Below are 22,978 nucleotides of genomic sequence, written 5' to 3' on the forward strand. Positions count from 1 at the left end.
CGGTCTGTACTCACGACCTGCCGACCAGATGGGAGGCATCGACGTCAAGTACTTTGTTGTGACCAGTATTTATTTGATTCTTGAACTTGACAATTCTATATCAGCAGTTGCCCAAATTTCATTTAGTTTATCTTCTAATTCAGAAGCTTTATCTTTTTCATTTAACTCAGAATAAGCTAATCTTAAGCCATGTAAAGCCCATCCATTTTTTGGCAACCTATTTAAATCTTCTTTGTATGTTTTAATTGCATCTTGATATCTTCCTGCTTCGATTTGTATTGCCCCTAAATGATGTCGAACAGAGAAAAACCAATCTGGTGGTTCTTGATAAACCAATGCATCTTCCATACTTACGGCTTCAATTAACAGGTTGATACTTTCTTTATAGTTTTTTTCACTCGCTAATATCTCTCCTTTCAATACTCTCTTAGCAATTTGCAGCAATTGATGAGTATTATTAAAATCCCAGATGGTAACTTCTTTGAGGCTTTCATCCGATGCAAAACTTTCTATGGCTTTCAATTCGTTTTTCGCGTTTTCAATTTCTCCTAAACCGTTGAACGCCATTCCTCTTGCATAATGCCTTACAGCATCAGGATATTTTAATGAAATATCATCATTCTCCAATTTCAAGATTTCTTCCCACTTACCAAATTTTACATTTACGTAGTAAGGTATTGTATAGTAGTGCTGAATGGTTCCCCAACCTGGCTCTTTCATCAATTGCCGATTTGAGTGTTCTGCTACTTTATTTGCAGCCATGATTCCTAATTCACTATTTCCTTCAAGCGTGGCAGTTGCAGCCATGAAATGATAATTATGTGGATATAAAGTCAATGGATAAGAACCTTGTGCATGGCAAGAGGTGAGGTAAGCACTATCTGCTTCAACTGCCCTGATATTTGACATAGTTCCTTTATGATAATCTCCTGTGCGGATATAAATATGAGAAGGCATATGGATTAAATGCCCTGCATTAGGGACAAGTCCCTCGTCATATAATTGGGCGCTGTACAATCCTCTTTCAGGTTTTGAAGAAGCCTCTACCGCATGAATGTAAAAATGATGAGCACCAGGGTGCTTTGGAGAAATAGAAAAAACCTTTTCAAATACATCCAAAATTTGGGGTGTCCATTCCTTGGCCTCGCCTTCATGAGTCCATAAATCCCATGGGTGAAGATTCATCAATGATTCTACGTATAAAGCACCTATATCCGCATCCTGTGGGAATTCTTTAAATACTGACTCCATGGCATTAGAAAAAGCTATATCCAATGAACTTCTGTCTTCAACCGGTTCTTTAACATACCTTTTTGACAATGCGTTTATTAATGCTATTTCTTTTTGAGTACAACCTTTAATTGATAAATCCATAGCCATTTGGATTGCATCAAATGCTCTCTTATAATTGTCATCCTCCATGCCAGCATTATAATTAGGCCCCAAAACAAAAGCATAACCCCAATATGCCATAGCACAAGTTGAATCCAGTTTAGTGGCAAAGTAAAAAGACCTTGCTGCCTCGGCATGATTAAAACCATAAGCTAAAATCAGCCCTTGATTAAAATATTTCTGAACTAATTCATTTTTAGTAGAAATTGGAAAATTCAAAACATCAAGTCCTTCAAATAATGGCGCCACATTATCTGACTTGTACCATTCTTTGTCATTTGTCACGGGAGAGCACATTACTGATGGGGTTGGAATAATGTCTTTTGTGGTTTTTTCTTCTTTTTCAGTACAACCAAATACCAAAATTATTATGATGCTAAAAAGAGTAAATTGATTCTTCATTTGTTTATTTTATTATTGGTCACAACTCGGGCCTATACGCAATTCCCCCACTAATTCTTCCAATCCTTCTTCTCCTGCTCTATATGGTGCAACACTACTTTGATTCCATACTTATTCTTGATATGTCGCGCCAGGCAATCTGCTGCGTAAACAGAGCGGTGCTGGCCACCGGTACAGCCAAAATTCACTTGTAAGTTGGTAAAACTACGATCAATATAGTCTTCAACGGCGTTGTCTACGATGCGATAGACATCTTGCAGATACGTCCCTATTTCGCTATGGTGCTGCAAAAAGTTGATAACAGATTCGTCCCGGCCAGTGAGTTTTTTGTAGGGTTCGTAGCGGCCGGGGTTGTGGATAAACCGACAATCAAAAACAAATCCGCCACCATTGCCACTGTTATCTTCTGGCACACCGGTCTTTTTATAGCTAAAACTATTAACACCTACCGTCAGTAAGCTGGAGCTCGCTTTAATTTTATCAAAAGGCTCAAATTTTTTGGAGGCAATCAGTTCTTCCAATGCCCGCCTGAGTTCAGGGATGGCTACCGGAATTTTATCGTTATCAAACAGCCACTTTATATTTCGCAAAGCGAAAGGGATACTTTGCAAAAAATGCTCTTTCCGCTCGTAAAGTCCTCGGAACCCATAAGCTCCTAATACTTGTACACAGCGCATAAATACGTATCCGTAATAATAGGGCACAAAAGCCTTTCGATCAATGGGGCAGATGGGTTCCAGCGCGTCCAGGTAATGCTCTAATAATTCTTCTCGAATATCTTCCGGAATATTGGCTTTCGCTTGATAAAGCAAGCTGGCCAAGTCGTATTGTAATGCCCCTCGGCGGCCGCCCTGGTAATCAATAAAGATCGGCTCACCATTCTTTATCATGATGTTACGGGTCTGAAAATCCCTAAACATGAAATGATCCGTATTCGTCTCTAGCAAGAAATCAGCCAGGGTATGCGCATCTTCTTCCAGCGCCTGTTCGTCAAATGGAATATAAGCCAGTCTTAAAAAATAATACTTGAAGTAATTGAAGTCCCACAACATTGATTGTTTATCAAAGTTAGTGCGGGGGAAGCATTTTTCGTAATCCAGACCATCGCCGCCCAGTACTTGCAAGCGAGCAAGCTGTTCGACAACTCTTCGATAGATTTTCACCAAATAGTCAGGGAAATAATCACCTTTTTGCAAAAGGTAGCTGTATAAGGTTGTTGCTCCCAGATCTTCCTGCAAGTAGATATGCTGCGCTAGGTTTTCAGCAAATATTTCCGGTACCGGTAATCCCTTTTCTCGAAAATGGCGAGAAAAACTGATAAAAGCTTCATTTTCCTGAAGATGCGGATTATATGCGCCTACGGCCAATTTATTCTTACTCTGTAAACGATAGTAAATACGATCAGACCCAGAGGGAGCTAAAGGAAGTACCAGCGTTGGGATTTCGCCGGCCCATTCTTCAAAAAGAGCACTCAGGCGTTGTTCAATTGCGATGGAAGCCATTAATTATAGGGGATTTTTGTGCGCAATACTTATACAAAACAAAGGTAAAAAAGAAAAAGCCTTGTTAGCGGTCAAAAACCACTAACAAGGCTGAAGGAGTAAACTATCTTCAAAACAGTTACTCCAATTGGTAACCTCTCTATTTTACTCTAAGATCGTGTTTAGGACTTGTTCCTTCTACGATCTAAACTGCTGCTGCACGACGATGTCCACGGTGCACCTCTAAATAAGCGCTAGCTCCGGGGCGGCTCAATAAATCCAAAAGTAACTCCTTGGCCCGAAACAACTGAGCCTTTACCGTACCTAATGGAATATTGAGTTCGGTCGCAATTTCGTCATAACTCAACTCCTGAAAATAGCGCAACTCAATCATTACGCGATACTTATCACTCAATCGCCCTAATACTTGCCTCATCAAGCCAATCCTTTGCTCCCGAATAACGGCTTCTTCAGGATTGAGTCCTGTTGCATGGAGGGTGCTGGAATAATCTTGCTGGCTTTCTTCATCCATGCGTTCGTCGATGGACAAAACGGTTAGTCTTTTCTTGCGAACATGATCGATGCAGTTATTGACCGCGATCTTGTACAACCAAGTACTAAAGGCATAGTTGGGTACATAAGACCCCATGCGGGTAAAAGCTTTACCAAAAGCTTCTATTGTTAAATCATAAGCATCTTCACGATCGTTGGTCATTCTCAGCATTAAATGAAAAATGCTGGATTCGTGACGCGCCATCAGCTGCGTGTACGATTGCTGGCACCCTGCTTTTGCTCGTTCTACGAGTTCAAAGTCATTGAGTGCTTTCTGCGTAAGTCTGGGATTTTTAACTGCTACTTCCATTGTTGTATTCGGCTACCGGTTAATAATGTCGGTACGAATAAGAAGTAATAACCAAGGTATAGGAAATCCAGTAAGGGGAGATAGGGCAGCAAATTGCGCTCGCCCAAATGTTTACTGGCTCCTAGTGATACTCGGAGGACTACTCCCATCCGCACCATGTAATTTAGTGTCAGATAGTACCACACTTCGGGAAGCAGTATCAATAGCAGGAAAGTAGCCGCGTAAAAGGTAAAATGGCTTAAAGCCAAAGCACCTAGTGCGATCTGATCTTGCCAGCGATAATAACTGCCTACACTAAGGTGGCGTCGTTTTTGGATGTAGTAGCCTCGCCAAGAGGAATGGGGACGAGAATAAACTCTCGCCTCTGGAAAAACATTAATCGTTGTATTCTCAGCGTGCGCAGCCTGATTTACCAGAAGATCATCGTCTCCTGATATTAGGTGAGCATGCTTGCTAAAACCATTTGCTTGCCAAAATATAGATCGGTGGTAGGCTAAATTACGCCCAACACCCATATAGGGATGGCCTGCTAATGAAAATGAGAAATATTGTATGGCAGTGTAGAAAGCCTCGAAGCGAATAAAGCGGTTAAGCCATCCTCTTCGTTTTTGGTAGGGACCATAACCAAGAACAATTTTCGTGTTCTTTTGAAATGATCGTTGAGTTATCTTCAGCCACTGCCTACTTATAGGTTGACAGTCAGCATCTGATAGGAAAAGTAATTCAAAGCTCGATTGTTGTATGCCGTAGCTCAAAGCTGCTTTCTTGCCCGGAAAAGTTTCCTTCTCCATCGAAAGCAGGCGTAAGATCGAATATTTTTTTTGAAATTCCAAAACAACTTCCTCAGTTTTATCTGAAGAATTATCATTTACCACTAAAATTTCAAAATTGGGATAGTCTTGTTCCAGGAAAAAAGGTAGATTCTGGCGCAGATTATCAGCTTCATTATGGGCACATATAATAATAGAAACCGGGGGAAGCTCGTATTGGGGTACTTCTGGAGATACTGGCAATTCATACCTAGCAAATCGTCGGAAGCGAATTCCCCAAAAAAAGAATTGCACCAGTGAAGCTAATGCTAATGCTCCAACAATGATATTAATAAACATAAGGCTAAGGATGAGCTGCTACCCAAACCTCTCCATCTGCAAAAATCTCCTTTTTCCAGATCGGCACCGTTTGTTTTAAAGTATCAATAGCGTATTGGCAAGCGGCAAAGGCAGCAGCACGATGTGCAGTTCCCACCGCTATAATAACGGCAATATCTCCAATAGCTAACTGGCCTACTCTATGATGAATAGCGATACGGCTTCCTGGCCACCTTTCAGTTATAGTCATCGCTATTTTACGCATTTCACTTATGGCCATTGGTTCGTAAGCTTCAAAATCCAGACGCAATACTTCTTTGCCCTGTGTATGATTACGTACTGTACCAACAAATAGCACCAAGCCTCCTTTATCAGGTGCTTCTACCCACTTCTGGCAAACAGTTGTATCCAATGGTGTTGTAAGGAGCTGTATATCAATCATCATAGTCATCAATATTACGCAAAAGATTTACCCTCCTGCTACCGGTGGGATAATTGCGATTTCATCACCAGCAGAAATAGCCTGGTTTTCATTGGCATATTCAGCATTTACCGCTATTGCCAAAGACGTCAAACCAGCAAAAGCGGGGTAACGCTCCTTAAGCAATTCTAACAGGCGACCAACCGTCAGATTTTCCGGGCCAGATATTTTCAATTCTGAACCTCCAAGAATATCTCTCGCTATACCAAATGCCAGTATTTTTATCTCCATCAACACTTTAAATTAAAAATTAATCTGAAGTAATAAACAGCCCCTTAGCGTTAATTTTTTATTTTTTTAACAAAACTTTAACCTTTTCCTTTATTCACATCTGATTTCGTGCCAAGATCGCTATTTTATTCTGTAGCCCCTTTTCCTACCGGGGGTTTATATGGAGAGAGTCTATCCAAAGAATAGAAACAAAGGAGAAATTTTCACTCCAATAGTACTCCAACATGCTGAAATATAAGAAACTAAGGCATTTTCTAGCGTGGTGAGCCTAAAAACTTGCTATGCGTTAAAAAAGGGGATAATTTTGCACCCAAGTTGTTACACAGTGTAATAACATCACTTGCGTGAGTTACGATGACAAGTAACGTTTTATCCTCTTAAAGGATAAACCAAGTGAAAACCGGCTTACCCCAGTTAGAAATATTTATCCCCAATCATTGTATCCCCAATGATTAATATTTCAAAACTACGGCCGGACTTTGTTTGACGAAACTGAAAAGAATGAAATTCCCGTGGACAATACTTGTCACGGCCCTCTTATTTGCGGCCGTGGTAACAGGTAACACTACGTCTTATCCCAAAGCTACTGAAAAGTCTCCTTACGCTTTCACTCGCCTTTCGGATGAGCTTATGAATGAGCGGATCGACCAAATGGATCTTCCTTTTGCCGCTCAAAACACCCCACAGATCAAATCTGTTATCCGCCGTTTCACGGTGGAGGGCCAGCGTGACTCAGAATACATCTTGGGTCGTGCCAAAATTTACTTCCCCATCTTCGAGCACTATCTGCGGTTGTACAAGCTTCCAGAAACGCTCAAGTATTTACCGATCATTGAATCTTCCTTACGGCCTAGCGTCACCTCACCAGTAGGTGCAGCAGGTTTGTGGCAGTTTGTGGCCAGTACTGGCCGCATTTATGGCCTAACTGTAAATGGGCAGGTTGATGAACGACTAGACCCACACAAAGCTACCGAGGCCGCCGTCAGGATGCTTGCGACTTTGTATGAGCAATTTGAAGACTGGGGACTTGTATTAGCAGCCTACAATTGCGGCCCTGGCCGAGTAAGAAAAGCAATGCGAGCAGCGAACAGCTCTGACTATTGGGTGGTCCGCCCGTACCTTCCATCTGAATCACAGCACTATGTTCCTCGCTTTATCGCCGCTGCCTACCTCATGAATTACCACGCAGCACATGGTATTACACCACGTATGCCTGACTACGATATGCTTGACACGCGTACATTCAAAGTAACTCGTGCGCTGCATTTAGGAACACTCGCCCGACAGCTAGAGCTTAGCTACCGCACATTAACTTCGCTCAATCCTTCTTATTTGCAGGGTTTAGTTGCTGCCAGTGCAAAAGGTCAGTACATCACCGTTCCTACCCGAGTAGCCGCCAGCTTTAAAGAAAGATATATTGATACCAATGCCGTAGCAATACCGGCTAATCACCAGAAAAGTGAATACACTACCGTATCAGGTGATAAGTTGGAAACTTTGGCGATCCTATTCCAGTGTACTCCACAAGAGTTAATCAACTGGAATGGCTTAATCAATAACAAAATCACCGTTAACCAGCCACTTACTGTTTATCTACCAAGACGCGTAGCTAAGCCTTAATACCTGGTCAACTATTTTAAAAAGCCCTTTTCTGTTGTTACGGAAAAGGGCTTTTTTTTTCACCAGATGAAACCTTCCTTCGTTCATTCCGTAAACAGTTAATAATAAGAGTTTTGAGAGGTTTCTACACACATGGTAAATTGCTTTATTCAAGCAATTAGCAACTAACTACACAACACACACGCTTTTGTATTTTGCTTTGAGCACCGTCTTTTTCGGTGCTCCCCTATGAGAAAACCATACCGTTGAGCATTATCCTGCACTGACTAACAAGTCGGAGCAAGACAATTCTTTATCGGTACACAATGCCCTATGTCCATGAGAAACCCACTCAAAAAAGTACTGCTGTGCCTGATTGGCACCTTTACTTTCTCCCCCCTTTTGAGGTCGGATTGTCTTGCTGATTTAACCTATCTAAAAGATTGCTTAGCTCCTAGAGATGCGCCTTACTTAGATAAAGCGCAATACCGCTACACCGTTAGTGGCCAGCAGGAAACCATTAAGATGCTAAAAAAACTTCCTTTGTACGAAGCTACAATGGAAAAAGCACTCGCAGATGCCGACGTCCCCGATTGGCTGAAATTTATTCCCTTAGCAGAATCTCGTTTAAAACCTCGTGCAGTATCCTCTGCAGGTGCAGCTGGATTATGGCAAATCATGCCCCGAACAGGCCGCAGTCTTGGCTTGACGATCAACAAGCAGGTGGATGAACGCCTAGATACTTATAAATCAAGCGTAGCCGCAGCTAAATACTTAAAACAGCTTCATCATCAGTTTGATGATTGGCTTTTGGCCTTAGCCGCATACAATTGTGGACCAGGCAATGTCCGAAAAGCACAACGAAAATCCGGCGGCTATTTTTATCATGAAATAAGTCGTTATTTACCCCGGCAAACCAAGCGGTATATCCCCAGAGTACTCACAATTGCTCAAATTGCTCGAAACCCACGGTCTTTCGGTTTATCTGTAACTCACAAGGTTGTTCCTCCAGTAACGATTACGGTAACCACCCCTACTAACTTAGAAGTAATAGCTCGCTACTATTGCATGCAGATAGGGCCGTTAACCTCTTTAAATCCGTCATATTTAGAGGGGCGAATTAACGCTACACAACTACCTGCTAAGGTGGTTATCCCTGCCATCGTTTATCATAGTAATGAGCGGATAAGTGTAATAAAAATCGCTCAACATCTTCAACACAATGATATCCTCTTGAGCACTGCTCTGCAAAAACAACCGCTTGGATCACCTCTTGCACTCCACAAAACGTCAACTACTTCAAATCCTTTTGGCATTGACTATTTACTTGCTTTCTCTATGTCGCTTCCTGCATAAGCGCTTGTGCGAAAATCCTGCGAGTAAACACAAAAAAGCCCCTCTTCGTAAAATTACGAAGAGGGGCTTTCTCATAAACAATTAATTGAGCTTATCGAACCAGGCGAATTTGCTTGGAGTGTTGCTGGTTGCCAACTCTTAAGTTAACAACATAAACACCTGCAGCCCAACCGATATCAGATAATGGCAGACTGAATTGTTGATTACCACTCATCTGGTAACCTTGAAAAACCGTCTTCATTGGTTGCCCAAGCATATTATACAAGGTAATATTTACCGGACTGGCCGTGGCGAGATCATAGCTCAAGAACAATTGGCCTGCATGGTAATACGCTTCAAGGTTAACGTTACTTAACTCCTGTGGTGACCACGTGCTTACAGGGGTACAACTCAAGCCAAGGCCGCTAAGTCGCTCGTATGTTTCTCCCATTACCTGATCTACCAAGTTGCCATCAATGCAAAGCCATTGCTCTAATACCGTAGCATAAATTTGACGAAAATCCGTCGTATACTGTAGGTTTCCATTGTTATCAACCTCTTCCAGGTCAGGCAATCCGCCCAAGCTACCATTACCATTCAGGCCTTCTCCAAACATTAACAATGGAGCTGCCGCTCCGTGATCAGTACCGTCAGAAGCATTTTGTTCGATACGACGGCCAAACTCTGAGAACGTCATGGATAAAGCCCGTTCGCCATGCCCTCCATTACTGAGGTCTTCATGAAAATGCTGAACAGCTCTTGATAATTGATTCATTAAACCTGGATGGTTATTCCCTTGATTTGCATGCGTATCAAAACCATCATGCACCACCATATACAGGCGTGTGCCCAGGCCTCCACGAATCATGCGTGCGACCAGTGCTAGTTGCTCTGCCAGGCTATTATTATCATACTCTACACTATTACTACCCTCTCCGTAGGCATCCGCAACTACCTCTGCGTACCGAAAAGTATTATTAGCAACAGAACGCAAGTAGCTAAGCTGTTCCCCATAATGGCAATCCGGCACAGCCAATGGATCATGCAGCTGCCCTGTTTGAGCAATCGTATACAATTGCTCAGGGTTGGCCACATTCAAAGACATGTCAAAGCCATCCGTGTTATTAAAAACCAGATTACCCGCACTCCCCATTTGAATCGCAGGAGGTGTCAATGGTGGATTATTCAAGAAGTCGGGATATTCCTGCTCTAATAAGCGCCCCAACCAACCAGAGTCGGCTACTTCATTGGCATCCGCGCCGGAGGCCCAAAGGTCTGTAGACCGGAAGTGCGACAGGCTATGGTCTTCGTAGCCTACATTGTTTACGATTTTCATCTGGCCGTCCTGCCACATATTCTCAAGCGCGCCCATTGAATTGGGCATTCCTAATTCTCCTGTAAGGTTAATCACCTCATTTTCAGGGATTGCAATGTTTGGTCGGCCAGACTGATAGGTGCCATAATCAAACAGAGGGATAATCGTATTTAGGCCATCGTTTCCACCTTTTAGGCGAATTAGAACCAGTATTCTATCTTCTGTGGTCGCACCAGAAAGTGCCATTGCAAGTGGAGAGCTGGTAATCGCCGTAAGTGGCATTTTTCCCAAAAGGAAAGAAGCGGTACCTGCTACTCCTAATTGGCGTAAAAATGTTCGCCGGCTCCAATTTTGATGATCCTGCTGGTGGGCCTGACCATGCTCTAGCGCAATACCGCGCTTTGTTTTTTTATTATTGTTATGCTTATCGTGATTACACATAGTTGGTCAAGTTTTAGGATAATTGAAATTCAGGTAGGCGAGAAATATGTTGCATGAGCAACCCGACCTGCACTGGAACGGTTTCCCAAAACAGGTTCCATTCCCCACTATCGTAATAATTCTGAGGAACTTCCCATTTGAAAACATCTGTCGCCGCAGCGTAAGCTTCTGGAGTGGCAAGCCCCCCTGGCACCAGGTAATCAATAATAGCCTGCGTGACCAATGCCGGATCGTTGGCATTGTCTGTCGTTAGCGCTTGTGCTAAAGTCACCAACCGCTGAGGCTCCTCTTGGTAATTAGCAAAGATGAAAAAGTCGGAAGTCTGCCAGCGGCCTGTAATAGTATTGGTATTCACCCAGTCACGGTCGCCGGGCCAACCAGCTACATCAATAGGGTTAAACAAGCCTTGGTTAAGCTGATATCCTGCGTAGAGGATATAGCTATGTACATCTTCATTGATGATAAAATCACTTTCGATGACCGTATTGATCATTAGCTCCAATGGGCTTTTAATTTGGACGCCCATTACTTTTTCATCAAAAAAATGTTCGCTTTTGAATAGCTGGCGAAAAACGGGTTCCAGTTCCCAGTCATTTGCTCTCAGTGTTTCTGCTAGCCCAGCCACAATATCCTCAGCAATTTCCGGGTGTACAAAGTGGCGGTAAATCTTTCCACAGATATATTCTGAAATTTCGGTTGCCCTTTCAGTAAACAAGATATCGTGCAGCTCATCGTAACCCCAGTTGCCCGTTTGCCCGAAAATGGTTTTACTATCCGGATCATGTAGGAATTCCGTAAAAGTGATCGGAGCGCAAGCTGATGTAAAACCGTTCCAACCAGTAAGTGCGCGAGCAGTTTCTACAATATCCTGCTGGGTGTAACCATTGTCTTGCCCAAGCGTAAAAAGCTCGAATAATTCACGGGCATAATTTTCATTAGGCTCGAAACGGTTATTCTGTACGCCATTGAGGAATACCAGCATGGCAGGTGTTTTGCCCATTTCGTAGACAAATTCCCGGAAATTCCCCAGCGCGTGCGTTTGCAGCAGTTGGTGGTAAGTATACATCCAGGAGGGGCAGAAATAATCTTCAAACCTAGTCACAAAATGATTGTGCCAAAAGAGGGTAATGCGCTCCTTGGCACCATTATCCAACATAGTACCAATCCAGTCATTGGCGTATTCGATCAGTTGCACACTACTTTCAGCACCAAAATCACTGTAGTCATCAATCGTCCAGTTCGACCAGGTAGGCTCTGGCAAACTTGGTGCATTGAGGGCATCATCAATCAATTGATCAACGAGCGCATCAGGAGTGAGTTGTTCTGCGGCAGCAATTGTGCCTTGAGTAGCGCCATAACCCAGGCGACGAAAAAGGTGTTGAACGCGTGCACGGTTCCAGGGAGCCGCCGCGCTGTCGGCATAGGGCACCAAAGTACCCGTTGCACAATTAGGAGGTGGGACAGTTAACATAATAGAATGGAATTAGGGGGTCAACAATTATTAGCCTTAACGTAAAGTTAGGCAAAAGCTTGTTCCAGTGCAAAACCTACTGACAGTGAGGAGTTGAGGGTTTCAAAAAACGAGGCTTAGACCTTAAAAACAGAAGATGGTTTAAAAGGAGTTTTGTGTTTAATACACCAAGGCTCTCCCCCTCTTTTTGCTTGGTATAGTTATATTTGGGGAATCTTATTATCTTTCCACTGATCAAATCAACCCCAAATATGAGGTTTCTGGCATTTTTGCTTTTCGTAGCCTTCGTGCTCTTCGCGATTTTTGCCCGGTGGTTCTTTATTTGCGACATTTTGAACCTCTGCGAAGAGGCTCCTGTCGAAGTAGAAATAGCTCCCAGGTTACAAACTTTACAGCTTACTGAAAACGACTCTGTCTTATTGAGTGGTTACGATCAGTTTGCCTTCTCTGAAGGGGGAGACCAGCCCGAAATGAACGCCAACAATGATCAATTCCTTGATACGCTTGCTCAAATGCTGGCTGCTGATTCAACAAAATCATTAGAGATAACGGGCCGTTTCACTCCACAAGAAAAGGATATCATGGCTGGCTTCTACGAAAACATGGGGCTAGCTCGTGCTGCAACTATCCGAGATTTGATGACTTCCCGAGGAATTGATGAGGATCGGATTAGTTTAAAACACGCGATTACCACCGACAGCTTACTACAGGAGCCGCTTTTGTTCGCTTTTGCATTAAACGACCTGCCTAGTGAATACGCTACCGCATCGTATCGTTTTACGAACATGACCTATTCTGACGCTAATTTCCCTAGTAACAGTGCTATTTTTGACCCTGGTGAGGCTTTTCGCAATTATGCCGATTCTGTCAAAGTATACATGGAAGCCCATCCTGAAAAGACCATTCGTATTGTCGGCCATACCGATAATATCGACTCTGAAAAATACAACCTTAAATTGGGAATGCGTCGCGCAGAAAGCGCCAAGGAATACCTCGAAAACCTGGGGATTACCTCCGCCATTAAAACAGAATCCAAAGGAGAAACGGAACACGTCGCCTCGAATGATACACCAGAAGGACGGCAGGAAAATCGCCGGGTTAACTTCATCATTGAATAAAAAGGCCCGCAACTAAGTATTGCGCAGAAAATAAACTTCCATTTTTCTCAAGTTTTTCAAATAGCTAAAACGCTTAAAATGAATCGCTTATTCAACTATTCTGAAAAACAAACCACGAAGTAGCCGCAAAGCGAATCGCTTTTTATTTTCGTGCTGTTCCTAAAAATCAACTATAATGACTGATCAAACACTTATAAATTACTTCACTCAGATTGATTCCCGTGAGGGTTTGTTTTTGTGGATGTGTATGCTTGTTGCTTTTCTTATTGGCTTTATTATTGCGTATTTGCTACGCTCTGGCAAAGTTCGTCGACTAAAAAAAGAGCTGGCCGAAGCCCGACAACAACTGGAAGCGAATCAAACACTTCTTACCAGTGCACAAGACCAACTGAAGCAGCGTAACGCAGAGCTTCAGGAGGAAAGCCGGGAAAAAGTAGATTTGATGGAGCGAGTAAGAGGTGTTGATCATCAAAAAGATCAACAGCTTCAAGAAGTCGTAACACTCAATCAACGACTGGAAGAAATACAAGCCACTAATCGTACCTACAGCCTCACCATTGATGATCTCAACAACCAGATTGCCAAGCTAAAAACGCAGAACGCGCAATTATTGGAGACTCCTCAAAATTTTGTTGATACCAAAACAACGACCATTGCTCCTTCTAAAGAAGTAGCCGAATTGCGCGAACGTTTAAATACTTTTGAAACCTCTTTAAGCCGCCTATCCGGAGAGAACCAAGCCCTAAGATCAGACTTGGCAATGCTGAAAACGCAGCCTGCTGTTGAAACAGCCGCCAAAGCGGAAGATGGGGAACTGGTACTGGGGAATGACAAAACTGTTCTTTACGACAAGATTATTGTTTCAGACCGAGACAAAGATGCGCTTACTAACATAGAAGGGATAGGTGATTTTTTGGAGAAAAAGCTCAATAGTATTGGTGTTTTCTCTTACGAAGATATCGCCAACTGGACGCCAGGACGGATCGATGAGGTTACTGGAAAAATCGGCTACATTCCCGGGCGAATAGAAAAAGACAATTGGGTTGGGCAAGCAGCTTTACTCCTACAAAAAGAACTTCAAACACCTGCTCCAGCAGCAACCGCTGAAGCGCCTAAAGGGAAAAAAGCTACTGATCTTAAAATCATTGAAGGCATAGGCCCCAAAATAGAAGAAGTCCTCAAAGATGCTGGCATTGAAGACTGGTCCGCTTTAGCCGCGGCAGAACCAGGAAATCTGAAGGATATACTCGAAGAAGCTGGTGATCAATACAGAATGCACAACCCTTATACCTGGCCACTACAAGCAAGGCTTGCTGCTGCTGGCCGCTGGGACGAGTTTAAAACTTATCAAGAAGAACTAAAAGGCGGGAAAGAGTAGTACGCCCTTCAAAGTAGGAGAAGAAAGAGCAGTATAACGATCCGTCTCTGCGGTTTCAAACGCAGTAGAGGCACGACCGAAAGTGCTCTTCTCTCCGTACAATTGGCTAATGCAAATGAGAAAAATGAGATATTCCGAGGGCGCGTATACGCGTAAAAACTATGGTATATCTCATTTTCATCAAGTACCTGACAAAAGCTAAGCAGCCACTAAATGCTTTTCCAGCGGCTCTTTAAGGCGGTGAACTAATTCTGGATCAACTGCTTCTGTAAATAGATCAATCTTACGGTGATCATCAATTAACTGTAGCTCCATGCGCTCGGCTAAATCTTTTGCTAAATCACCCATGCGCACCGCATAATCCTGAGCTTTCCCAACAGCCATAAAGAGGTCAATAACTCCAGCACGAATCAAGTCCAATGGATTAAGTTGCGCCAATAATTCTCTTTGATTACCATTGACCTCCACAGTTCCTCTTCGGCGAAGTTTATCGCGAAGTCCTTCTGAGGTGTAGCCCAAAACCTCGGCCCGATATTGCCACCAATTGGTAGCCATACCCTTATTTCGCTCACGATATACCCGCAAGTGGCGTCGTTCACATTCTTCCTGGCAGGAAATTAAGGTCATGGCTTTCGTGATATCAATCAAATGCTTGAACTGAGAAGAGCTTAGTCCGGCTATATCGACCCCTTCGGTTAGCATAGCTAGCTGGCGAGCATATTTTTGCTTGACCTTACTGCGAGACCTTAACACTATTTGCTTAGCGAAGTCTACAGAAAGGTAATAGTCGGACCACAACACAGGGCCCTCCACTTTCCTTGCTGCAAATTCTTGCATTTTCAAGGGCTTACGAATACCATCAGAGAATTCATAATAATCCTTCAGCCAACGCTTCACATTAACAGGGTAATGTTGAGCTGGCAACTGAAGTGCCTGGTAAAGATTCGTGGCCAAAACCACTTTTGTACCTTTTTTGCTTACAAATATATCGAGATCCATACTATTACCTATTTGATCCGATACAAATATACACCTTATTGTTTTAATAAACAAAATATTTAAAACAATAAATTATTCAAACAACACACAAGTAAAACACCCCGCTAGACACAAAAAACTAGTAATCAGCCACTAAAAAACAAATCACTCGCAATCCTATCTGCCAACAATCTTCCTTCTTTTGTTAAAACAAAAACACTTTTTTCTTCAAAAACTAACCCTTTGTTAACAAATTGATGAATACTATCAATAAAATACGCCTTAAAAGGTGCAGCCATTTTATCCGTTGTCACGCCCCAACTTGTGCGCAAGCCCGTTAGGATATACTCATTATATTGGTCTACCGGACTAAGTTTTTCTATTTCATACAAACCCTCCGTAGCTTCTTCTTGATCCTCCTTTAGTGCAGCTATCGATTTTAGATACTTGGCATTGTTAGCAATATTCCACTGCCGAGAATGGCCATTAAAACTATGAGCCGAGGGGCCAACGCCTAAATAATGGCTTGCCAACCAATAATTACTATTATGAACTGCTCGGTGCCCCGGCAATGCAAAGTTACTGATCTCGTAATGTTCATAACCCGCATCTCCTAACCAGCGCATTAGCATTTCAAATTGGCGAGCTGCTTGCTCTTCTTCTACCTCTTGACTTTTTCCTGTCTTAATTTGATAAGCCAGGGCCGTCTTTGGTTCTACCGTGAGCGCATAACACGACAAATGCGGCACCCCTGCATCAATAAGGGTCCGCACGTTATTTTCCCAAGTAAGATCTGGCATTGTAGGCGTTCCATAAATAAGGTCAACCGTCAGGTTTTTAAAACCAAAACTTTGGGCCATCGCAATACAACGGCGAGCCTCGACAGCATTGTGTGCGCGATTCATGTAGGTAAGATCCGCATCAGCAAAAGATTGAATACCAATACTGAGTCGATTGATGGGAGAAGCCTGCCAACGCGCCAAGTTCTCTTCTGTAATGTCATCCGGGTTGGCCTCCAGGGTAATCTCAGCATCAGCGTCCAACACAAAACACGCTTTTATCGTTTCAAAAAGAACAGCTAATTCCTCCTCATCAAGCAATGACGGGGTGCCCCCTCCGAAATAGACGGAACTCAGGTGCTTGTTTTCCAGGTAGTCCTTTCGTAAAATCAATTCCTGCACGATAGCTTGTGTCACTTCCCCTTTGTACTTCATTGAAGTGGAAAAATGAAAATCACAGTAGTGGCAAGCTTGCTTGCAAAAAGGAATATGCAGATAGAGACCCGACATAAAAGGCTATTTTTGAACTGTAAACATAACGAATGACCGCTTAAGGCGTTTTAGCATTGGTAAGATTTCTAACAAGTTCTTCGCAAATCACCTGTTCTCACTACATGCGATTGTTATTCGTAATAGGCTGGCTTTTCTTATGCTCCACTTCAGGTACCGGGCAGGTGACCACCCTTCATATACTTACAGCTGACGCGAATAACGAAGAGCTACAGGGTTTCAAATCTTTCCCCGACAGTACTTTTGCAGACAGTCTTCAGTTGAACAACAGCCTCAACACCTTTATAAAGGAGCTGCACGAGCAAGGCTACTTAGAAGCCTCGGTAGATACATTACTCCAAGCACAAAACAAGTACACCGCGATTTTGCATCGCGGCCCTCTTTACCGCTGGGTGACGCTTTCAGGCAATAACATCCCCAAAGCCTGGTTAAGCAAGGCTGGCTTTCGCAGCCGCTTGTACAGTGACAAACCGCTTGATATTAATCGTTGGTTGCAATTGCAAGAGCAACTAGCCGGTATTGCTGCAAACAATGGCTTTCCTTTCGCGCAAGTAATGCTGGATAGTATTCGCTGGCAAGCGCCTGGCAGCATGGATGCAAAAATAACAATCCAAAGAGGTCCTTTGATTTTCTTTGAAAAAATAGACCTTACCGGTGAAGCTCAGATCAGTAAAACTTATCTACAAAGTCATTTGGGGCTATTTCCTGGGCAGATCTATAACGAGGCCTTGATCAAGAAAGTTCAGCAACGTATTCAAGAGCTTCCGTTTGTACAACTACAAGAAACACCGCGGGTACAATTCATTGGCGATCAAGCGAGGTTGATTCTAAAACTTGCTCCAAAAAAAGCGAGTCGTTTTGATTTTATCGTTGGTGTACTTCCGCAAAGTCAACAAACCGGACGCTTATTGGTGACTGCGCAATTGGATGGCGCACTCCAAAATGCGCTAGGCAAGGGAGAACGCGTAGCAGTAGCTTTTGAACAGCTACGGCCGCAAACCCAAGAATTGGACCTGGCCTTTAATTATCCTTATTTACTTAATCTTCCTTTTGGTGTAGATGCGCAACTGAACTTATACCGGCGTGACACCAATTTTATCAACCTCAATTGGCAGCTTGGCGTTGACTACCTACTCGGTGGCGGGCGGAGCGTCCAAGCTTTTTGGTCACAAAACCAAACCAACCTCCTGAGTGTCGACAGCATACAAATCCGGCAATTTGATCGTTTGCCAGACACGCTGGATGTACGACGGCGCACCTTTGGACTACGGTTCAACCTCAGTCAACTAGACTATCGCACAAACCCTACCAAAGGCTGGGAATGGCAACTATCTGCTGGTGCCGGTCAGAAAATTATTCGACGCAACGCAGAGATTGAAGCCGTAGGGCTAGACAACCTTTACGACAGTCTCACTTTGCGCAGTGGCCAGTATCGCGTAGAGACCTACCTGGCCCGCTATCAAAGCACTGGACAGCGGGGCGTGATCAAAACAGCCTTTACGGGCGCTGGTATTTTGGCACCAGAACCCGTGCTCGCTAATGAGCAGTTTCGCATTGGTGGCAATCAACTTCTTCGTGGCTTTGACGAAGAGGGCATCTTCGCTACCAACTTTGGTTTACTTACACTGGAATATCGCTTTCTTCTTACGACAAACTCCTACCTCTACAGTTTTTTTGATTGGGCCAGGGTTGACAATACCTCCCTCAACAGCCCACCAGGTATTGATACCGTTTTGTGGTATCAGGGACTGGGGGCTGGCATTACTTTTGAGACTAGAGCGGGGCTATTTGGCCTTAGTCTTGCTTTTGGCAGACAAGACCAGCAGCCTTTTGACTTTGGGGCACCCAAGGTGCATTTTGGGTACGTGAGTTTGTTTTAGTCTAAAAATAAATATCGAAGTAGTCTACGACATTTCCTTCTTCACAATTATCTTTTTCCTGCAAACGCCAATACTTACGCTTACCCGTTGCCCGAAAATGTACGGGGCCTTTCTTCACACAGGTTTCGCCGCCATTGACGTAAGAAACACGGGAGATGATCTCTCCATCAAACTGAAAAGTTTGGTTGCCTTCCCAGATTAGGACACCATCGATAGAAGCAAAATCGTCGTTTTCCGTGCCTTTTTGTTCACCCTTCACACTGTACTTGTTATCGGATAAAAATTCGACTTCTACTTGACCTGGGGTATCCCAACCGATCCACTGAAGGGTAAAACTATGCTTCCCTGGTTGGATGGGATGATCAATAATCTTGCTATCGGCACTTGTTTCTTCGTCTTGATCAGCGTCGCTTTCTGTCTCCTCTTTTTCTCCTACAGTAGGCGTATTTAATGTTGCGGGAGGTTCTGGATCAGCAGCCTCTGTTGTTTGTTCGGTCTGGGATGCTTCTTGCTCTACAGTATCTTCCGTACTTGGTTTATCACTAGCGCAATTGCTCAGCACAACAAAACAAAAGGGCAATAGGAGAGTGGTGAATTTGTACATGTTTTTTCGTTTTTTATTCTTGTAAAGGTAAGGGAGTTCGCAAAAAAAAATCGACACACTTTGCTACAGACTTTTCTGTACTCTTTCCACATATTATTTATTTCCTTATCCCAAACTAGCTAAAACAACTGATCCCGAACCTTGCAAAAGCAAAATTCGGGATCAGTGAAAATATTTCATGCAAAAATCAACCGTTCTTAAACGTCAATCTTAGCGTATTTAGCATTTGCTTCAATGAAGGCACGACGAGGAGGTACTTCGTCTCCCATCAACATGGAGAATACATCGTCAGCACCGCGTGCATCTTCGATCGTAACCTGCTCCAAGATACGTGTATCCGGATCCATGGTAGTTTCCCACAGTTGCTCCGCGTTCATCTCACCAAGCCCCTTATAACGCTGTATTTTAATACTGTTCTCTGAAGCACCAGCTTCGGTGTAATGATCAACAGACGCTTGGCGCTCTTCTTCCGACCAGCAATATTGAAACTGCTTGCCTTTGCGCACCTGATAAAGCGGCGGCTTGGCAATATAGATGTAGCCGTTCTGAATGAGGCGATGCATGTAGCGGAAGAAGAAAGTAAGAATCAGTGTTACAATGTGGCTACCGTCGACGTCGGCATCACACATGATAATTACTTTATGGTAACGTAGTTTTTCGATATTTAAAACCCGCTCTCCATTTTCGTTTTCCTCGATACGTACCCCAAGGGCCGTAAACATGTTCTTGATTTCCTCGTTTTCGTAGATTCTGTATTCAAGTGCTTTCTCTACGTTGAGGATTTTACCGCGTAGCGGCAGGATCGCTTGGAAAGTACGATCTCGACCTTGCTTGGCTGTACCACCGGCCGAATCACCCTCCACGAGGTATAACTCCGAGGCCTCTGGTGAACGAGAAGAGCAATCCGCCAACTTACCCGGCAACCCACTACCGGTAAGCACATTCTTGCGCTGAACCATTTCGCGGGCTTTACGCGCCGCGTGGCGAGCCGTAGCCGCAAGGATTACCTTATCAACGATTCGCTTAGCTTCGTTAGGGTTTTCTTCAAGAAAAACGCCAATAGCGTTCCCTACAGCTCGCGATACAATACCAGTGACTTCACTGTTACCAAGCTCGCCTTTGGTCTGGCCTTTAAACTGAGGCTCAGGTACTTTAACAGAAACGATCGCCGTAAGTCCTTCCCGGAAATCTTCTCCGGTGACCTTGAACTTCAGCTTTTTAAACATCCCATTGTCTTCCCCATACTTGGCAAAGATTCGGTTGACGGCCCGACGGAATCCGTTTACGTGAGTACCTCCTTCTCGCGTGTTGATATTATTCACAAAGGAATAAATATTCTCACTGTACGAAGTATTATACTGCATCGCTACTTCCACCTCTACGTTATCTTCCTTTCCGGTAACGTGGATTGGATTTTCTGTGATTGGCTGCTTGCTTTGGTCGAGAAACAGAACAAACTCCTTCAAACCACCTTCAGAGTAGAAGGTTTCATTTCGGTGCTCGCCATTCTCATCCTTAGACCGCATATCTATAAGGGTCAAAGTCAAGCCAGAATTCAGGTAAGCCAACTCCTGCAAGCGATGGGCTAAAGTCTCGTATTTATAAATCCGATCTTCCCGGAAAATTTCCGGATCAGGCAAGAAGGTAACACGTGTACCACGCTCGGTCGTATCCCCAATCACTTTTACATCCTCGGCAGGTTTACCCTGATGGTATACTTGCTCATATACTTTTCCTTCTCGATGTACTTCTGCACGTAGCATACTGGAGAGTGCATTTACACAACTCACCCCCACACCGTGCAAACCACCAGAAACTTTATAAGTATCCTTATCGAATTTACCACCCGCGTGAAGTACGGTCATTACCACCTCCAAGGCTGATTTTTTCAGCTTGGCATGCATACCAGTAGGAATGCCTCGGCCATCATCTTTAACCGTGATTGAATTATCTTCTTCGATGATAACATCAATCTGGCTACAATACCCGGCAAGGTGTTCATCGATCGAGTTATCTACGACCTCCCATACAAGGTGGTGAAGGCCTTTACTATCGGTACTACCGATGTACATCCCGGGTCTTTTACGTACTGCTTCCAACCCTTCGAGGGCGGTAATATTATCAGCACCGTAATTCATTTGCTGACCCTTGCTGTCTCTTTGATTTTCCTTTGTACTCATTCTTGCAAAAGTACGAAAATTCGACCTATTTTCAGACTATTATTAAACTTCAAAGTGGTAAATATTTTCACATTCCTGAATTCCTCGAATATGCTTTCTTTTTGAAGCAAAAATCCAGCTATTTGGTACAAGTTTATTCATGCGAAAAAAATAAGTTGAGTCTTCCCTTGCCATTATCCTGTAGGAAAATCCTATTTTTGAAACATGAGTGATAAGGAGAAAAAAATCCCCCTGCCAAAAGAGTTTACCGAAGGCCAGTTAATGACCCAATCGGAGACTTTACAACGCAGTACCAGGCAACGGCATTTATATATTGGGCTTCCCAAAGAAATTACTTTGCAGGAAAACCGAGTAGCCTTGGTTCCTTCCTCTGTCAGTACCTTGGTCGCTCATGGCCATCGGGTTGTTATGGAAGCTGGCGCAGGGGAGAAATCTAAATTCTCTGACCATGATTACTCTGAGGCCGGTGCAGAAATCGCCTATAGCCCTGAGGTTGTTTACAAAGCGGATGTCATCATCAAGGTAGCTCCTCCTACACTTGATGAGATCGACTTTATGCGGCCAAACCAGCTATTGATTTCCCCTTTACAGCTTCCTATCATCAATGCGGAATATATCTATCGCCTGAAAAGCAAGCGGGTAATCGCCCTGGCGATGGAGTATATCAAAGATGATTCCGGCTACTTCCCTATTGTTCGCATCATGAGCGAGATGGCAGGCATCAGCGCGATGCTTACCGCTGGCGAATTATTAACCAATACCAGCGGCGGGGCGGGCGTTTTGTTAGGTGGTATATCAGGTGTTCCCAGCGCAAAAGTCGTTATACTAGGTGCTGGCATTGTCGCAGAATATGCGACCCGAACTGCGTTGGGATTAGGAGCAGAAGTACGCATTTTTGATGACAACATTTACAAGCTCAAAAGAATTCAAAACCAGGTTGGGCGGCCTTTGTATACCAGCGCACTCAATCCGGTTTACCTGGAACGTGAGTTGATTTCAGCAGAAGTCGTCATTGGTGCCATGCACTCCGAAAGCGGGCGTACTCCTATTGTTGTAAGCGAAGGGATGGTCGAAAAAATGAAAGATGGTGCCGTTATTATCGATGTCAGCATCGACCAAGGAGGATGCTTTGCAACTTCGCGGGTAACATCGCTGGATCGCCCTACTTTTATCAAGCACGGGGTAATTCATTACTGTGTCCCCAACCTGGCTTCTCGAATTGCCCGAACAGCATCCATTGCCACCAGTAATATCCTGACCCCTATTCTACAAAGAGCTGGCGACATTCAAAGCATTGAAAAAGTCCTTTTCGGAGATTATGGCCTACGCCACGGCGTATATACTTACAAAGGTTGTTTGACAAACGAATACCTTGGCAAACGCTTTTCCATAAAATCTACTGACCTGGACCTTTTGATAACTTCGTCACTCTAGGAGGGTAAAACACTCGCTT

General features: G+C 43.7%; 18 protein-coding genes. 6 read left to right on the plus strand and 12 right to left on the minus strand.

From position 1 onward, the window contains the following. Positions 1-69: 69 nt before the first annotated feature. The 6 genes from ACRBG0_RS20995 to ACRBG0_RS21020 form a co-directional block, all read right to left on the minus strand. Positions 70-1,794 carry a tetratricopeptide repeat protein gene (locus ACRBG0_RS20995; RefSeq protein WP_431488811.1) on the minus strand — a complete coding sequence of 575 codons (1,725 nt, stop codon included), beginning with the start codon at positions 1,792-1,794 and terminating at the stop codon, positions 70-72. Between the two features lie 50 nt (positions 1,795-1,844). After that, positions 1,845-3,296 carry a RapZ C-terminal domain-containing protein gene (locus ACRBG0_RS21000; protein WP_431488812.1) on the minus strand — a complete coding sequence of 484 codons (1,452 nt, stop codon included), beginning with the start codon at positions 3,294-3,296 and terminating at the stop codon, positions 1,845-1,847. Between the two features lie 184 nt (positions 3,297-3,480). Further along, a complete protein-coding gene (locus tag ACRBG0_RS21005) occupies positions 3,481-4,137 on the minus strand; it encodes an RNA polymerase sigma factor (protein ID WP_431488813.1) in 657 nt (218 codons plus the stop codon). Continuing rightward, a complete protein-coding gene (locus ACRBG0_RS21010) occupies positions 4,128-5,246 on the minus strand; it encodes a glycosyltransferase (RefSeq protein WP_431488814.1) in 1,119 nt (372 codons plus the stop codon). The genes ACRBG0_RS21005 and ACRBG0_RS21010 overlap by 10 nt, the downstream gene beginning before the upstream one ends. A 4-nt stretch (positions 5,247-5,250) precedes the next feature. Next, a complete protein-coding gene (locus ACRBG0_RS21015; protein WP_431488815.1) occupies positions 5,251-5,670 on the minus strand; it encodes a molybdenum cofactor biosynthesis protein MoaE in 420 nt (139 codons plus the stop codon). Between the two features lie 24 nt (positions 5,671-5,694). Then, the gene (locus ACRBG0_RS21020) at positions 5,695-5,937 is read right to left on the minus strand and encodes a MoaD/ThiS family protein (RefSeq protein WP_431488816.1); all 243 of its coding nucleotides are present in this window, start codon (positions 5,935-5,937) and stop codon (positions 5,695-5,697) included. A 501-nt stretch (positions 5,938-6,438) separates the two neighbouring features. Between ACRBG0_RS21020 and ACRBG0_RS21025 the strand changes: the two genes are divergently transcribed. Both ACRBG0_RS21025 and ACRBG0_RS21030 read left to right on the plus strand, forming a co-directional pair. Next, positions 6,439-7,557 carry a transglycosylase SLT domain-containing protein gene (locus ACRBG0_RS21025; RefSeq protein WP_431488817.1) on the plus strand — a complete coding sequence of 373 codons (1,119 nt, stop codon included), beginning with the start codon at positions 6,439-6,441 and terminating at the stop codon, positions 7,555-7,557. A 318-nt stretch (positions 7,558-7,875) separates the two neighbouring features. Further along, positions 7,876-8,892 (plus strand): lytic transglycosylase domain-containing protein, encoded by a 1,017-nt coding sequence (locus ACRBG0_RS21030; protein WP_431488818.1) that lies wholly within the window; start codon positions 7,876-7,878, stop codon positions 8,890-8,892. Positions 8,893-8,983: 91 nt separating this feature from the next. On the opposite strand, the gene ACRBG0_RS21035 is transcribed toward ACRBG0_RS21030, so the two are convergent. After that, entirely contained in the window at positions 8,984-10,627 is a 1,644-nt protein-coding gene (locus ACRBG0_RS21035; protein WP_431488819.1) for a DUF1501 domain-containing protein, read from the minus strand. Positions 10,628-10,640: 13 nt separating this feature from the next. Next, a complete protein-coding gene (locus ACRBG0_RS21040; protein WP_431488820.1) occupies positions 10,641-12,098 on the minus strand; it encodes a DUF1800 domain-containing protein in 1,458 nt (485 codons plus the stop codon). Positions 12,099-12,349: 251 nt separating this feature from the next. On the opposite strand from ACRBG0_RS21040, the gene ACRBG0_RS21045 reads away from it, so the two are divergent. Both ACRBG0_RS21045 and ACRBG0_RS21050 read left to right on the plus strand, forming a co-directional pair. After that, complete coding sequence (locus ACRBG0_RS21045) at positions 12,350-13,216, plus strand: OmpA family protein (RefSeq protein ID WP_431488821.1); 867 nt, start codon at positions 12,350-12,352, stop codon at positions 13,214-13,216. Positions 13,217-13,391: 175 nt separating this feature from the next. Beyond that, complete coding sequence (locus tag ACRBG0_RS21050) at positions 13,392-14,594, plus strand: helix-hairpin-helix domain-containing protein (RefSeq protein ID WP_431488822.1); 1,203 nt, start codon at positions 13,392-13,394, stop codon at positions 14,592-14,594. Positions 14,595-14,792: 198 nt separating this feature from the next. Here ACRBG0_RS21050 and ACRBG0_RS21055 read toward each other — a convergent pair whose 3' ends face one another. Further along, entirely contained in the window at positions 14,793-15,593 is an 801-nt protein-coding gene (locus ACRBG0_RS21055; RefSeq protein WP_431488823.1) for a hypothetical protein, read from the minus strand. A 125-nt stretch (positions 15,594-15,718) separates the two neighbouring features. Next, positions 15,719-16,861 (minus strand): radical SAM family heme chaperone HemW, encoded by a 1,143-nt coding sequence (gene hemW / locus ACRBG0_RS21060; protein WP_431488824.1) that lies wholly within the window; start codon positions 16,859-16,861, stop codon positions 15,719-15,721. 104 nt (positions 16,862-16,965) lie between these two features. Here hemW and ACRBG0_RS21065 point away from each other — a divergent pair, with 104 nt between their 5' ends. Then, positions 16,966-18,741 carry a BamA/TamA family outer membrane protein gene (locus ACRBG0_RS21065; protein WP_431488825.1) on the plus strand — a complete coding sequence of 592 codons (1,776 nt, stop codon included), beginning with the start codon at positions 16,966-16,968 and terminating at the stop codon, positions 18,739-18,741. A 1-nt stretch (position 18,742) separates the two neighbouring features. Here the strand turns inward: ACRBG0_RS21065 and ACRBG0_RS21070 are convergent, their stop codons facing one another. Continuing rightward, entirely contained in the window at positions 18,743-19,345 is a 603-nt protein-coding gene (locus ACRBG0_RS21070) for a hypothetical protein (RefSeq protein WP_431488826.1), read from the minus strand. Positions 19,346-19,542: 197 nt separating this feature from the next. Beyond that, complete coding sequence (gene gyrB / locus ACRBG0_RS21075; protein ID WP_431488827.1) at positions 19,543-21,525, minus strand: DNA topoisomerase (ATP-hydrolyzing) subunit B; 1,983 nt, start codon at positions 21,523-21,525, stop codon at positions 19,543-19,545. A 204-nt stretch (positions 21,526-21,729) separates the two neighbouring features. Between gyrB and ACRBG0_RS21080 the strand changes: the two genes are divergently transcribed. Beyond that, positions 21,730-22,959 (plus strand): alanine dehydrogenase, encoded by a 1,230-nt coding sequence (locus ACRBG0_RS21080; protein WP_431488828.1) that lies wholly within the window; start codon positions 21,730-21,732, stop codon positions 22,957-22,959. Positions 22,960-22,978: the final 19 nt, after the last annotated feature.

Source organism: Lewinella sp., assembly GCF_050633125.1.
Taxonomy (GTDB): domain Bacteria; phylum Bacteroidota; class Bacteroidia; order Chitinophagales; family Saprospiraceae; genus Lewinella.

Excerpts from the sequence above, each read along its gene's own strand:
- ACRBG0_RS20995 (WP_431488811.1), bottom strand. The coding sequence starts at position 1,794 with ATGAAGAATCAATTTACTCTTTTTAGCATCATAATAATTTTGGTATTT.
- ACRBG0_RS21045 (WP_431488821.1), top strand. The coding sequence starts at position 12,350 with ATGAGGTTTCTGGCATTTTTGCTTTTCGTAGCCTTCGTGCTCTTCGCG.
- ACRBG0_RS21005 (WP_431488813.1), bottom strand. The coding sequence starts at position 4,137 with ATGGAAGTAGCAGTTAAAAATCCCAGACTTACGCAGAAAGCACTCAAT.
- ACRBG0_RS21080 (WP_431488828.1), top strand. The coding sequence starts at position 21,730 with ATGAGTGATAAGGAGAAAAAAATCCCCCTGCCAAAAGAGTTTACCGAA.
- ACRBG0_RS21040 (WP_431488820.1), bottom strand. The coding sequence starts at position 12,098 with ATGTTAACTGTCCCACCTCCTAATTGTGCAACGGGTACTTTGGTGCCC.
- hemW (WP_431488824.1), bottom strand. The coding sequence starts at position 16,861 with ATGTCGGGTCTCTATCTGCATATTCCTTTTTGCAAGCAAGCTTGCCAC.
- ACRBG0_RS21020 (WP_431488816.1), bottom strand. The coding sequence starts at position 5,937 with ATGGAGATAAAAATACTGGCATTTGGTATAGCGAGAGATATTCTTGGA.
- ACRBG0_RS21025 (WP_431488817.1), top strand. The coding sequence starts at position 6,439 with ATGAAATTCCCGTGGACAATACTTGTCACGGCCCTCTTATTTGCGGCC.
- ACRBG0_RS21000 (WP_431488812.1), bottom strand. The coding sequence starts at position 3,296 with ATGGCTTCCATCGCAATTGAACAACGCCTGAGTGCTCTTTTTGAAGAA.
- ACRBG0_RS21050 (WP_431488822.1), top strand. The coding sequence starts at position 13,392 with ATGACTGATCAAACACTTATAAATTACTTCACTCAGATTGATTCCCGT.
- ACRBG0_RS21070 (WP_431488826.1), bottom strand. The coding sequence starts at position 19,345 with ATGTACAAATTCACCACTCTCCTATTGCCCTTTTGTTTTGTTGTGCTG.
- ACRBG0_RS21035 (WP_431488819.1), bottom strand. The coding sequence starts at position 10,627 with ATGTGTAATCACGATAAGCATAACAATAATAAAAAAACAAAGCGCGGT.
- ACRBG0_RS21015 (WP_431488815.1), bottom strand. The coding sequence starts at position 5,670 with ATGATGATTGATATACAGCTCCTTACAACACCATTGGATACAACTGTT.
- ACRBG0_RS21055 (WP_431488823.1), bottom strand. The coding sequence starts at position 15,593 with ATGGATCTCGATATATTTGTAAGCAAAAAAGGTACAAAAGTGGTTTTG.
- ACRBG0_RS21030 (WP_431488818.1), top strand. The coding sequence starts at position 7,876 with ATGAGAAACCCACTCAAAAAAGTACTGCTGTGCCTGATTGGCACCTTT.
- ACRBG0_RS21010 (WP_431488814.1), bottom strand. The coding sequence starts at position 5,246 with ATGTTTATTAATATCATTGTTGGAGCATTAGCATTAGCTTCACTGGTG.
- gyrB (WP_431488827.1), bottom strand. The coding sequence starts at position 21,525 with ATGAGTACAAAGGAAAATCAAAGAGACAGCAAGGGTCAGCAAATGAAT.
- ACRBG0_RS21065 (WP_431488825.1), top strand. The coding sequence starts at position 16,966 with ATGCGATTGTTATTCGTAATAGGCTGGCTTTTCTTATGCTCCACTTCA.